This is a genomic window from Wolbachia endosymbiont of Armadillidium vulgare str. wVulC (assembly GCF_001027565.1).
Lineage (GTDB): Bacteria > Pseudomonadota > Alphaproteobacteria > Rickettsiales > Anaplasmataceae > Wolbachia.
Map to the genome: position 1 here is coordinate 1 of NZ_ALWU01000004.1, position 13,575 is coordinate 13,575.

Below are 13,575 nucleotides of genomic sequence, written 5' to 3' on the forward strand. Positions count from 1 at the left end.
AGGAACGCTATGACTGATTACAACTCGAGCTCGGTACCCTGATCCTTTGTACCATTTCTTCCGCGGTTATGCCCATTTCTTCTAGTGCTGCTTTGAATTCTTTTCCTTGACCTTCAGCAGTTTGAAGTTTGCTAAGCAGTGCATTTATAGCAGTTGCAGCTTTTGCTGGTTGTTTGCCTAAACTAATGAAAGCATTTACTAAACTGCTTGTTTGTTCAAACTTTAATCCAAACTGCTTTGCAGTACCACCAACTATTGCTAGAGCTTCAACCATGTCTTTTGCTTTAGCAGCAGTGTTATCTGATAAGTGGTTGATTACATTACCAACATGCTCCATTTCACTAACATCAATTCCATAAACGTTAGAGAGTTTAGCTATGGAATCGCCTGCTTGCTCTGCAGACATATCAAATGCTGTTGACATTTTTGCCACTGTTTCTGTAAACTTAAAAAGATCTTCTTTCTTGATACCAAGTTGACCACCACTTGCAGCTATTTGTGCTAATTCTGCAGCTGATAATGGTATTTCCCTTGACATTTTTTTTAACCCTTCAGCAAATTTAGTTACTTCGTCTTTTTTACTATCAAACTTTACTACCTTCTTAACATCGGCCATAGCACTTTCAAAATCAATCGCAACTTTAATTGGCGCTGCAAGCGAAAGACCTAGTCCAACAGTCTCTATAATTTGTGACTTAAAATGTGCTTTGCTTGCTAAAAAACTTTGGTGACTACGTATTGCAGACCCAAGCTTACCATACTTACCTTTTAGTACTTCAATAGAAGAGCCAAGTTTATATTGATCACTTACTAATGACTTAATATTTCTTCCACTTTTCCTTACTTCTTCATTGAATGAATGTAAAGCATCTCTCTTTTTTAAGTATGCTTCTTTTGCTTTTGTTGCAGAAAATTTAGCTTTATCAAATTCAGCTTTTAAAGTTTTGCTCGGTTTCTCTACCTCTTTCATTTGTTTAGCTAAAGATTTTACTTGATCTTCAAAGCCCTTCCACGACCTCCTGCTAGTCAAAACATCATGACCCAACTGCTTAAACTTTGATACTGATTTTAAAGATGAGTCAAGCTTTCTTATATTCTCACCAAGGCGGGTAAGTTGACTACTACTTCCCTTTATTACAGTATTAAAACTGCCATCAAGTACCGCACCTATTTTTATCGATAATACTGACATTTGAACTCCCTAGCTAATTTGCTCCATAAAATAAACTCACTAATCTCCATATCAAGAATGTGCTCAACTCCACCACCTATGATAGAGCCAAGCGCTAGTATTTCTAATCTCAAGTTTTTTGGATAATTGGTGAAAAAAAATCCTTTAATACCTCTTGCACTTTCACATAATCAGCAATATCTAACTCTTCAATCGCTTCTTTTGCAGCTGATGTCAAATTGGCAGTCAAAGTTACTTCCTTACTTAGATCGCTACCACTAATACGTTCTATTGCTAAATAGTCTCTAACTTTTGGACGTCTAATAGTAAGTTCTGAGACAGAAATTCCATCAACTGTTATTGGGTTATTAAGTGTTATAGTTTTCATAAAATTCTCCTAAAAAAATAAAATCTTGTAAAACGTTTTTGATCAACATCTAAAAAATAGAATTCTAAAAATCTTCATATTCCAAGCACCGTCTGAAGTAATGCCATCTGATCAACACCGTTAATCTTACGGATCATGTTTTCAGCATCGATTTCTATCAGCTCATTGCCACCGATAGTAAGTTTATAGTAATGGGCAGCTACAGTACACTTCAGCGTTGCTTTTTCAGCAGGTTTCCAGCTACCAAAATCAAATTCTTTGAATATGCCTCTGAGATTGATTACTACAGCTTCAATATCGTTACTACCACTCCCTTGCATTCCACCACGGAGCGTCAAAGCTACTGAATTTCCATTTATCAACCCAAATAGCCGAAAGAGCTCTGTATCGTATTCAGAAAAAGTGAAATCTGCTTCAAGCTTTTCCATGCCCATGTCAATATTTATTGGAATATCCATACCACCAGCACGGTACTCCTCTGTTTTTATGGTAAGCTTTGGTAGCGTTATTTCATCTATTTTTCCTGCATAACCACGACCATCTACAAATACGTTAAAATTTCTCAGTATTTTGGGTAACACTTCGCTTTCTCCTAACTTATTACACTATTATTTACAAGATGGGATCTGAATATTATTTGCTCAGCTGGATATGGCGGTGTAAACTCAAAATCAAAAGACACTTTTCCGCTTGCGATGTTTGCTGGTGTGTTTAATTCTGAAGTTGCGTAACATTTTCCACTGATAATCGCTCCTTGGGCTTTTAAATTAGCCAAATAAGAATTCACCCCCTCAATCACATCATCTATATAAGTTTTGGTAATATTGCGATCAACTGCCCAGAGATGAGCTCGAAGTAAACTATCGTTAATTAAATCTGCAGTACGCCTCACTGATAGAAAAGCCCATTTCGCATCGTTTGAACATGTCCTATTTCCCCAAAGCCTATAGCCATTTTGATGAATTATCGTTGTTACTTCATTTTCATTTAAGTGGTTTGCTCTACAATTTACATCACCAAGGGTGAAATCAATAGGCCTGCTTGTTCCAATAATACCGTTTATTTCTTTATTTGAGGGTGAGTGCCAAAATCCTTGTTCACTATCTACTTTGGCTATCAAACCAGCTACAAATGGGCTTGCCGGTTTTTCTTCCCCTTCAAATACCTTAACCCAAGGATCAATTACGTAAACTCTTGAGCTGCCAATGCTCTTTCGCCATTTGATTGCTTCTTCATCATTAGTATTTGGTCCATCTGCTACTATTACTGCTCTTAGCTTTTCTGCCACTCCTATCAAAGCTGCTACTACTGGGTTTTTAGGATTTTCAGATTCAGGCAATTGATGAGTAAACTGAGGTGCAATTAGTATTCTAGGTAGCACATGAACTATACTTTCACTACTGAGAAATGCCTCAATTCCCTGATATTCTCCGGTTTCTTTATCAACTCCACCAATTATATTTTGAATAGTTTCACTTTCTTTGAGCTTTTGATCACTGTTGTCACTTTCTTCAACTCGAATAACCACTACTGTTGCACCAATTTGGGAAGATATTCCATTTACTGCAGAAGGTAAACTGCCACTCTTTCCAAGTTTTGCTGCTTCTTTTAAGCTTCCTGCTATTAGTACTGGTTTATTCAGTGGAAATTTTTGCTCATCAGCTTCAGGTGCAGTACCAATTACACCTATCACTGATGATTTAGCTGTGCGTACTACCTTGGCCCCTGAGGTTACCTCAATAACATTTACACCATGTAAAAATTGTTCTGGCATTTTTTTCCTTGTACGCTGATTTTTGAAAAGAATTTAACTTTCTAGGTTTTGCATTTTTTGTTTACAATCATCTAGCAAAGTTTGCAGCTCTTCTTTACTTTTAGCTTCACCGATTTCCCTTTCAGCTATATCCACCAATTCTTCACATTTGATTATTGCTTTTTTCGCTCTTTCTACTTTGTCCTGGATTAGTTTAGCCATTTCAACTATTGAAATTCCTCGTACTTTTGTTAAAGGCTCTATAATTTCTGCATCTTTCTTATTTATAGATTCTGGCGCTGCTAAAATGTTTTCTGCGGCTTTTGCTTGTATTTGATACGACTTAGACTTCTGATGAGAATGTCCTGTGTATTGGTTAGTATAGTTATCATAATAAGCACGAAGATTAGAAAGTGCAGAAAACTTCGCATTTTGCAATAATTCCAGCTCAATATCTTCCTTATTCCTTTCAACAATTTTCTCTCCTTCTGTTAAACAATAACTCTTTTGCCAATTAAAATTCTTTGGCGCTTCATACCAATTTTCACCCTCTGGTTTATTTTTAAGCGTTGTTGTTTCTACTTGTTTGTTATTTTCAAAACGTATGTAAATGCTCACAGTTTTTCTCCCTATTTGATTTACTGCCAAATCTCATGTGTGCTAGATAACCCAGGACATTGCCAAGCTCTTAGTGTTCTCTCTACATCTACCTCAAGTTCTGTGGTCAGAAAATTACTACGTATGTTACATATTCCCCACTGGATAAATTGGCTATAGATATACACATTACCTGAAAGCATACCTTCACTAACTTTTCCTCTGCTATCTAGATAAGATGATGTATACAGTAACACTGCAACTGTTTTTCCTGCTGGAATTTCTACATTTCCAGATCCAGCAAATCTGCTACTCGAACTCGTGTATTGGTAAACATTTTTCCATGTTATTTTTGAAATCCTCGATTTATTGGTATTATCAGGTGTTCCCACAAATGCTCCTGCTCCTTCGTATCCTGAACTCCAATAAGATGTACCAACAAAGTTTAATGTTCTTGTTATATCACTACTTGTGGTATTTTTTACAAACATTACTCCCAGTGCAGCATATGGATAGTAATATATTGAATCATGACTACTCGAAAAACTGTTTGTGTATAACTCTCCGTAAATAAATGTTCCTTTATTTCCCTCTATAAAACTGAGTTGTCTTGGCCGATAAAAACTAACGTAATCTGTATCGTATGTATGGCTACCTGCAAGTAGTTGCAACATGTAGTCGGTTTTTGTTATATCACTACTCCACTTTCCAAGCTCTGTCATAAAAGTTCCGTGGCCAAAATAATTATTTTTTCTGCCAAGTACACCAAATAAGAAAGGTAATGCTCCAGGTTCAACCATGTTGCGCTTTCTTATTTCATTTATAAGAGACGCTTTTAACTGTTCATCCCGAGTTTTTACCTCATTAGAGATGTTTTCAATTCGAGTTTCTATTTCTCCTATAATTGATGAGCCAGATGGTACATTATTAACAGCACGAAAATCTTCTACTAAACCTTTAAGACCATCTTTATGACTGTTGCTAATACTATTTATTGCTGCAATATTGACATTCTTTCTCGTATCAAGTAGTGATAAATTTGTTGTTCCTTTTTCATCAATTCTCTTTAATAACTGCTTCTCTGATTCAGAGATCACTGCTAAAGAACTAGCTTTTTTATTATCCAGATCAGTTAAGTGTTTTTTTGCACTATCAAGAAGTTCTTTTAGCTTACCATCAGTCATCTGCACAATTTCAGAAACCGCACTTTTGTCGACTATTGATTCCAATGCCTTAGCAAGATATGCAAGCTGATCTGGTGTACTATTTGCTGCTAAATCCTTAAGTCTTTTTTGTAGCGCATCAATTATTCCTTTTACTTCAATCATCTGCACAACGTTGGAAATTGCTTTTTTATCTATTATCAATTCCAGGGATTTTGCAAGATATGCCAGTTGATCAGGTGTGCTGTTTGCTGCTAAATCCTTTATCCTTTGGTATATTGCTTCTTTCATTTCCAAAAATTTAAAAAAGTTTCAAAGTTAAACCGCTCAAAATTACTTTTAAGCTGATTGTGCTCATTCTCTCTTTTAGCAATATCTTCATCTATTTTCTCAATTGTAGTACGGATACGAACAACATCCTGCACAGCAATGTTTTCTGGATGAGGTAGTGAATATCCTCTGCTTGTTTTATCATCTGACATTCTGCTACGTGACAATGATTCGTAGATTTTTGACTTTAGGGCGATAAACAACCGTTCCACTTAAAACCAATTTTACCCTCGTCTCATTAGCACTAAAATTTGATAGTACATGAGTTCTCTCCACCCAGCTTTCTCCAATTGGTTTTCCTGATGTTAAATTTACTAATTGCCAATCCACGTTTTTTTGTACATATGCTTTAACATCTGCAGTGCCAGGTATCAGCGCATCATATGTTATGGTAATCTTAGTGTTAGCTCCTGCTGTAATGCTCCTAGTTACATAATCTCCTTTTTCCCCTATATTACCCATAACTAGCTGTAACCCAGGATATAGCACTGGACTTTTTTCTCGCCCTCCTTTTAGGCTTGCTTTTACCGTTAATTCCCCATTTATTCTTTCACACAGTGCGAGCGGTAAGTTATCAGGCAAAAAGTTTTCTCTTCCCTCCTCATCTGTTAAGATAAATTCTACATTGGTATCAAATGCTACTTTTTCGACGTTCGTCAAAATAATTAAATCTGAAGTATTGTTTGCTGTAACTTTACCAAGATCAATAACGTGAGAATTTTCGCTAAATTTTGCAGCTAGTAATCGAAACGTTAAATCTAAATTTTGATGTGGAGTCCAGGTGCTTGCATTGCTAGATGAAAGTAATACTCCTACTTGATATGGCTGACTTGTTACCCAACGGCTATTTACTGCATCATATTTGCCAAGCTCTGCTATTTTTACTGCAGTACCAGGATCATCAGTAAGCAGTACTATTGCATACTCCTCTCCTGCATGGCAAAACACTGGTGGCCATTCTATACATGTTGCTGTGCCATCTATCTTTATATCTTTTGGCTCAATATAACTTTCAGCAATGACAGTCTGCGAGGGCATTCCCACTGCTGTTTCTCTAATCTGCACAACAACACGTTTTTTGCCGCTATTTGTGAACCATAAATCTAGACCTCCTATGTGTCTGCTCTCATTTAAAGTAAATGTTTGGGCTAAAGGGTCAATTCTTCTTGCTGCGATAACTCTTCTTCTCTCTTCTATGGTAATAGTTTTTTTACCAGTATAAGTTGTCTCTCCATAGCTTCCTTTATCCCCATAAAATTGTACTAATTTAGTACCTGCTGGAATATTAGCAGGAACGGTAAATCTTCCTTTTAATTTTCCCTGGTTGTTAGCTGTGAGCATATTTTTACCTCTTACGCAGTAGGCTGAATGAAGATACCATCGAACTTCACCTCCTTGAGCTTTTCATTTGGCTCAAAACCTTCGATCTCAAAATTCTGTACTGCTTCTCGCATAAATTCAGTTTCATAAGAATTACTTGACAATAGCTCTGTTGTTTCTCTAGTATTAAACACTCTAGTTACTGGACTTTTCCAATTCGTGGTAACCTCTGTCCAGTGGTCAATGTTTTTATTTAGAGTAATTTGTGCCGGGACTGGATCAAAAGCTTGATATGGATTGATCTTTTCTCCTTTGGTCTGTAAAAGCTGCTCCAGTACCGGTTCAAGTTCATACGGCAACAAATAAGTTTTTTCTCCTCCATCAATATCAGCAATAGTTACATCTATTGGTAAAATTAGTTCCTTGTTTACTATCGCTGCAGACTGCGAAATTCCTTGATCGCGCATATCATCATCAAAGAATGAATCAACAAATACTCCTTTTTTGGTGGTAGGTTCTCTTGAATTTGCATCACTGCGTAGACGTTCCTCTGCAACCAGCGCATAAAGATCATTTATTCCTTTTTTCATTGCTTCAAGCTCATTCATCGGTACAGCATGAATAGCATTATTCACTATTTTTACCCCTTCTTTTTCTCCGTTTTTCCATGTCTGATGAATGTAGCAGAGCAAAAGTTGTCCGCTAGGTGCTTTAGGCATTGATGGTCGCCAAGGGTGAGCTATACCTTTTATTCTCCTTACTGCTCCTTTGCTATCGATAGTAATTAAATCATAGCGTGGCATTTTCCAGGTGTAATCAATCAGAACCAAGCTGTTATCAACTGCTCCTTTTACTTTACATCCCTCTTCGCTTATATCTTCAGGGCTTATATGAGTGCGGCAGCGATAGGTTATCAGGTAACTACTTCCAGGAGCTGGTTCTTTACCAGGTAATGACCAATCAACGTTTCCTGCGTTTAGTTTGTAATCTATACTATTTTCATAAATAACATTGCCTTGTTTAACTTGAATAATCTCAAGTACTGCAGAGTCAGGTATCGGATCAACAGCTCCTGAATATGAACCATGAGTAATGGTAATGGTTTTTTGAACAGTTATATCTACTTTTTTAATTTCACTTATTGGAAAATCATTAACCTTCAGTTCCATTACTCTTTGGCTATTTGGCTGAAAAGTATGTGGTTCTGATTCAACTGATTTTATATCCGGATCTTCATCAAAAGAAACACGAATACTGTGAGGAAGTTCAATCTCATAGCCATCAACATGAGCTTTGCCCTCATTAATCACAAATATTTTTTTTCCTCCTTCTCCCTCTTCCTTTTGCAGGAACATTACTTCAAGACCATTTACGACGTAGGAACCATTGGCTTCTTTGTCATAACGAGCAAGAGCGGTAGTTACTATGTTTGCTTGTGGTGGCGGTGAATGTTCTATCAATACTCCATTTTCAATGTTATAGATTGGATAAAACTCTCCTTCAGAAAAACGTGGAGAAACACCTTCGAGCTTCCAAATGGTGGAAACTTTAAGCCTTGCTGCCCCTACTTCTTGATAATTACGTGTACCAACAGCAGGATCACGAAGATTTTCGTCCTCAAGTTCTGTAATCGTAGATTCTAGATAATAAACACCTATGCGAACTATAGTATTAAGAGGAATAACAAACTCTTCTTTTTCAACTTTTCTAACTGCACCACGAAGATAGATTTTTCCTCCTTCAAGTGTAACTTTACCAGTTTCTGCATCTATAATACAATTGCTTCCTGTTATAACATCACCATCACGAAATATTGCATCACCTATGCCTTTAAGCTTAGAGAGAGCATACTCCTGAGTTTCGTTTAATTCTGCAGACTGTAGACCTCTTCCAGCAAGAAATAAGCTTTTTTCGTATTCTTTGTCAGGATTAAAGCGGTTATAATAACTATTTAGGGTCATTTTGTTTCAAAAAGTTACAATAAATGAAAAAGTTTCCCGGGTTGCTGCAGTTCTAATAAGTGGTACTGTATGTTCTAAAACTAACAAAATTCCCGGATTTTCCACGTCTTTTGGTTCAAAATATCTCTGTCCTCTAGGTAATTCTTTTTTTACTTTAGTACCAACCATAACCCCAAGCCCCCTGATAACTTGATTTGCTGCATCCGTGAAATCGAAAGTAAATTTAAGGTACAAATTATTGGTTGGTACATTTGAGGACCTAAACCTCCCTGTTGGAGTCAAAAGCTCTCCATTCTCATCACCTGTGCAAAAGAGAACCTCATCTGCAGTACGTCTGCCAAGCTCATTGAGCAGTTTTTCAGAAGTTATCAGCTCTGGTGGTGTGCTTTCACTATATTCTACAGTAACTGCACTATTTGCCGTGATAGAGCTATTTTCCGTACGTTTTATTACACCACTACTGCTATCAACTATATTTGGCTGATACACTGTTTGCCCTGTAAAAACCCTTACATCTTTAATAGTGTGGTGATCTAGAGCTATTTCACCCTCAACAAAAACTTTTTTGACCTGATGGCTACTTTCCCAATTGGCATCACCACTACCCCAAGCAAGATGGATAGATTGCTTTTTTATGCTGGCTGCTATTGCTGCTCTTCCTGACTGTGTAAGAATTGACACCTGTGATGAGTTTGAAAGGCTTATATAATATATATTCAGGATTTGGAAAATTTTTGTCCAAAAAAAATGAATTTTTGCCTAATTTTTTGTTGCAGTATTATTTAAATTTGGATGTGTATTATTCTTGAAGAAAAGTAATTGAATATCAGTAGTTTAAAAATTGCATCTGTATTATTTATTTTTGTCCCTGTCCTACAAAGTGGACCTATAGGTTCTCATCCTTAAAGCATTAATTGTTTTAGGGAAAAGTTATGAAACTAAAAACTGCCATAGTTGTTCAAAATATACGGTATCAAGCTAGGAGATTAAAACTTTTTGAATGCTTTACTCATGAAACTCATGAAGATCTTGAGCAAGAACTTTTCTGTGAAATTTGGACTTATCTTGATAGATATGATGAAAGTAAAGGTAGCTTTAACACTTTTGTAGCAAGATTAACTGAACGTCGTGCCAATAACTTATTGGAGAAACAACTATGTATGAAGCGCAATATTAATAACTATGTCAATATTGAGAAAACAGAAGCTTTTGAAGATGAAGTAGCGAAACGTACTGATGTAGATTACATGATTTCAACACTACCAAGAAAGATGCAAAAGATATGCGAGCAACTCAAGTACTTTAACTTATATGAAGTTGCTAAGATGAACAACATATCAAGAACTACTTTAAATACTATGGTAAGAAAAATACGTATAAAACTCTCTTCCATCTACTACAAGGGCAAAAAGAAAAATTGAACATAAATTCTACCTTTCCTGAATATATAACATATACCATTGAGGTGAATAAATGACTTTTAAAATTTTAAACAATAATGAAAGATTGAAAACAACTACAGGCATAAAAGTAGTAATTTTTGGTCCTTACGGTATTGGTAAAACCAGTCTCTTAAAGACTATAAGTGAACCAACACTATGTCTTGACTTTGAAGCAGGTCTGCTTGCTGTTCAAGATTGGCAGGGAGATTCAATTAGTGTTCGTACTTGGAATCAAGCTCGGGATATTGCCTGCCTAATTGGTGGTCCGAACCCTGCACTAAAATCTGATCAGGCGTATAGTCAAAAACACTATGAGCACGTATCAAGTAAATACAATGAAGAGTTTTCTAAATATCGATGTATTTTTATTGATAGCATCACTGTAGCATCACGTCTTTGTCTCTTATGGGCAAAAATGCAACCGGAAGCTTTTTCTGAGAGAAGTGGAAAGCAAGACATGAGAGCTGCTTACGGAATACTTGCGCAAGAGATGATGGCATGGCTCAATCAGTTTCAACACATCAGAGATAAAGACATCATCATAGTTGGCACGTTAGGTCAATATCTCGATGACTGCAATCGTTCAACATGGCTGCCTCAATGTGAAGGAGCTAAAACTGCTAGTGAAATTCCAGGTATTGTTGATGAAGTAATTAGTATGGTTGGAATCAAGAAAGATGATGGTACAGAGAAACGTTTATTTGTCTGTCAAACTATTAACTCTTGGGGATATCCAGCTAAAGATCGAAGTGGCTGCCTGAATATGGTTGAAGAACCACATTTGGGTAAATTACTTGCGAAAATTAAAGCCAAAACTTTGGCTCCTATTGCTTAATTAAAAATTGGAGAACAATTATTATGGAACAAAGCTTTTTCAATATCGGTCAAAAAATTCCCTTTTTCAGTGTGAAAGAATACTTGAATGATCAATCGCCAATACCAGAAGATATAATCTCACCAAGAATTTTAACAAAAAGAGGCTTATTGGTACTGGGTGGCCCTCCTAAGATTGGCAAAAGCGACTTTTTGATCTCTTGGCTCGTTCATATGGCTGCTGGTAGATCGTTTCTTGGTATGACACCAAATAGACCTTTGAAAATTTTCTACATGCAAACTGAAATTGAATATGAATATATGAAAGAACGGTTGCAACAACTTCAACTGGATAACGAACTTTTGAATATAGCTGCCAATAACTTAATCATTACACCAAGAGTACAATTATCTTTCAGCAGTGAAGAAATAGATGAAATTAAAAATGTTATTAAAGAGCGTTTTAAACCTGATATTATTGCAATCGATCCTCTTCGCAACATTTTTAACTCAAGTGAATATGGCAATGAAAATGACAATAGCGCTATGCTATTCTTTTTGCAAAAAACGCTTGAAAGACTGAGAAATGTTATCAATCCAGATTCGGGCATAATACTCACCCACCACACAAAAAAACTGTCCAAAAAGATGCTAGAAGAGGATCCATTTCAAGGTTTAAGCGGTGCTGGATCTTTACGTGGATTTTATAGCACTGGCATGGTGATGTTTGCTCATGATGAAGAAAGCACTACCCGTCAAATAGTGTTTGAGCTGCGAAATGGTGAACGTGTGGCAAGCAAGCTTGTCGATAAGATAAATGGTCGTTGGAAGGTTGTAGACCAATGGAGTTGATTCTTTTTTTACTTAATTTATAGGGAACAATATGCTAACAGATTTTTTAACTGATTTTAATAACGCAAAACTGCAGAGCAATTTAATACCGAAAGGTACAATAGTCAAGGTAAAAATGGCAATAAAGCCTGGAGGTTATGAAAATTGGTTCACTAAAAGCTATGCTACCGGCAGCATCTATTTAAACGCTGAATTTACCGTCACTGAAGGTCAATATGCAAAACGTAAGATTTTTCAAGTAATTGGTATTAAAAGTGGCAAAGCAAGCGTTGAAGGAGAAGATACTTGGGGAGAATCTGGTCGTTCTATGCTTAGAAGTATTTTAGAGTCAGCACGGAACATTCATGCAAATGACACTTCAGAAAAAGCAGTGATTGCTAGAAAAATCAACTCTATAGCTGATTTTAACGGGTTAGAGTTTACTGCAAAAGTTGGTATTGAAGCCGACAGTAGATACGGAGATAGAAACAGAATTGCTACAGTTGTTACTCCAGAACAAAACAATGGTATTGAATCTGACTGGTTACCATTTTGAAGTACGACGAAGGAAAGTTATGGGCTGCTGTTATTACTAGAGCTCTTCAGGATGCAGCAGGAAGGAACCTAAAACTTAAAAAAGAGGCTTGTAAATGGATTCGATCACGATCCTTTGAAACTGTTTGTGAACTCGCCAATCTGGACTCTAAACGTTTAAAGAATATGTTGATTAAAAAGGAGGGAAATTTTATGGGTTTTTCATCTCAAAAAGAGATTAAATCATTGTTAATTGATAACATAAAAGAATGTGTATCTTACTTACTTCCGGGTGGAGAATTTTATCAAGATAGGTTCTATCTGGCAAATTTAGGTAAAGATAAGATAATAGTTGAAATAAAAGGAGAGAAAGCAGGAAATTGGAATGACATTTATAAAGAAAAGAAGGGAGACATACTCAGTCTTTGGACTTTAGTTGAAGGTAACATAGATTCTGCCAAAAAGTGGTTGAACGCTAAAAAAAATTCCACGTTACAAAACAATGGAGAAAAAGCATTTTCTGTAAGACACTACTTAAATGATAAATCACCAATGCCAAAAGATATAATAGGGCCAAGAATATTAACTCCAGGCGGTCTTTTGGTCATAGGTGGAACTCCCAAAATCGGAAAAAGTAATTTTCTTCTTTCCATGTTAGTACATTTAGCTGCTGGAGTATCATTTCTTGGTATGAAGCCTGCAAAGCCACTTAAGATATTCTATCTACAGAATGAAATGGAATATGATTACATAAGAGAGCGCTTACAGAAGCTAAGAATCAGCAAGAAAACCCTTGATGCAGGGACAGAAAACTTAGTCATCACTCAAAAAATAAAACTAACCTTGAATGTGGAAGAAATAAAAGAAATTATGTACGAAAATCTCGATGTAAAAACAGTTGACGTTATAGTGATAGATTCTCTTTTTGATTATAGGAGTATGATCTCTTTTCTGAAAAATGATGTTGATAAACTACGTTCTATAACTAATCCTATGGCCGGAGTAATCTTTACACATTATACCAAAAAAGTATCCACAACTACGTTAAAAAAGAATCCATTTCAAGCATTGAGTGGTGCTAATGTTTTAAGAAGTTTATATACATCTGGAGTAGTAATATTTAAACCTAGTCAGCATAGAAATGTTCTGCAAGTAATGTATGAACTCAAAAATGGAAAACCCATACCAACAAAATTCATCAGTGAAGTTAACGGACACTGGAAAACAGCTTAGTTGAATTTCATAAGTTAAATTTTAAATATATTGGGGAAT

At 36.1% G+C, this 13,575-nt stretch carries 14 protein-coding genes and 1 pseudogene; 5 read left to right on the plus strand and 10 right to left on the minus strand.

All coding sequences use genetic code 11. The features are described from left to right. Window positions 1-40: 40 nt before the first annotated feature. From wVul_RS03210 to wVul_RS03255, 10 genes and pseudogenes are all read right to left on the minus strand, one after another. Window positions 41-1,192 (minus strand): annotated as a pseudogene (locus wVul_RS03210) (phage tail tape measure protein); the annotation flags it as partial. A 109-nt stretch (window positions 1,193-1,301) separates the two neighbouring features. After that, the gene (locus tag wVul_RS03215; protein ID WP_047759155.1) at window positions 1,302-1,559 is read right to left on the minus strand and encodes a phage tail assembly protein; all 258 of its coding nucleotides are present in this window, start codon (window positions 1,557-1,559) and stop codon (window positions 1,302-1,304) included. Window positions 1,560-1,633: 74 nt separating this feature from the next. Continuing rightward, window positions 1,634-2,140: a phage major tail tube protein gene (locus wVul_RS03220; RefSeq protein WP_047759156.1), complete on the minus strand. Its 507-nt coding sequence runs from the start codon at window positions 2,138-2,140 to the stop codon at window positions 1,634-1,636. An 11-nt stretch (window positions 2,141-2,151) separates the two neighbouring features. Continuing rightward, complete coding sequence (locus wVul_RS03225; RefSeq protein WP_047759157.1) at window positions 2,152-3,333, minus strand: phage tail sheath subtilisin-like domain-containing protein; 1,182 nt, start codon at window positions 3,331-3,333, stop codon at window positions 2,152-2,154. Window positions 3,334-3,366: 33 nt separating this feature from the next. Further along, on the minus strand, window positions 3,367-3,930 hold the full coding sequence (locus tag wVul_RS03230) for a hypothetical protein (protein WP_047759182.1): 564 nt from the start codon (window positions 3,928-3,930) through the stop codon (window positions 3,367-3,369). A gap of 20 nt (window positions 3,931-3,950) precedes the next feature. Beyond that, window positions 3,951-5,363 (minus strand): SF-assemblin family protein, encoded by a 1,413-nt coding sequence (locus tag wVul_RS03235; RefSeq protein ID WP_047759158.1) that lies wholly within the window; start codon window positions 5,361-5,363, stop codon window positions 3,951-3,953. Then, a complete protein-coding gene (locus wVul_RS03240; RefSeq protein ID WP_047759159.1) occupies window positions 5,360-5,554 on the minus strand; it encodes a hypothetical protein in 195 nt (64 codons plus the stop codon). The genes wVul_RS03235 and wVul_RS03240 overlap by 4 nt, the downstream gene beginning before the upstream one ends. Window positions 5,555-5,558: 4 nt before the next feature. Beyond that, window positions 5,559-6,743, minus strand: a complete 1,185-nt coding sequence (locus wVul_RS03245; protein WP_047759160.1) for a hypothetical protein — start codon at window positions 6,741-6,743, stop codon at window positions 5,559-5,561. Between the two features lie 11 nt (window positions 6,744-6,754). Beyond that, a complete protein-coding gene (locus tag wVul_RS03250; protein WP_047759161.1) occupies window positions 6,755-8,683 on the minus strand; it encodes a DUF4815 domain-containing protein in 1,929 nt (642 codons plus the stop codon). Between the two features lie 6 nt (window positions 8,684-8,689). After that, a complete protein-coding gene (locus wVul_RS03255; protein ID WP_047759162.1) occupies window positions 8,690-9,364 on the minus strand; it encodes a hypothetical protein in 675 nt (224 codons plus the stop codon). Window positions 9,365-9,615: 251 nt separating this feature from the next. On the opposite strand from wVul_RS03255, the gene wVul_RS03260 reads away from it, so the two are divergent. The 5 genes from wVul_RS03260 to wVul_RS03280 are packed head-to-tail and all read left to right on the plus strand — an operon-like array spanning window position 9,616 to window position 13,536. Beyond that, window positions 9,616-10,104 carry a sigma-70 family RNA polymerase sigma factor gene (locus tag wVul_RS03260; protein WP_047759163.1) on the plus strand — a complete coding sequence of 163 codons (489 nt, stop codon included), beginning with the start codon at window positions 9,616-9,618 and terminating at the stop codon, window positions 10,102-10,104. A gap of 52 nt (window positions 10,105-10,156) precedes the next feature. Next, window positions 10,157-10,960 (plus strand): ATP-binding protein, encoded by an 804-nt coding sequence (locus wVul_RS03265; protein WP_047759164.1) that lies wholly within the window; start codon window positions 10,157-10,159, stop codon window positions 10,958-10,960. Between the two features lie 23 nt (window positions 10,961-10,983). Continuing rightward, window positions 10,984-11,790, plus strand: coding sequence for an AAA family ATPase (locus wVul_RS03270; RefSeq protein ID WP_047759165.1), 807 nt, complete (start codon window positions 10,984-10,986; stop codon window positions 11,788-11,790). 31 nt (window positions 11,791-11,821) lie between these two features. Further along, the gene (locus wVul_RS03275; protein WP_047759166.1) at window positions 11,822-12,325 is read left to right on the plus strand and encodes a hypothetical protein; all 504 of its coding nucleotides are present in this window, start codon (window positions 11,822-11,824) and stop codon (window positions 12,323-12,325) included. Further along, window positions 12,322-13,536, plus strand: coding sequence for an AAA family ATPase (locus wVul_RS03280; protein ID WP_047759167.1), 1,215 nt, complete (start codon window positions 12,322-12,324; stop codon window positions 13,534-13,536). The genes wVul_RS03275 and wVul_RS03280 overlap by 4 nt, the downstream gene beginning before the upstream one ends. The last annotated feature ends 39 nt before the right edge of the window (window positions 13,537-13,575 follow it).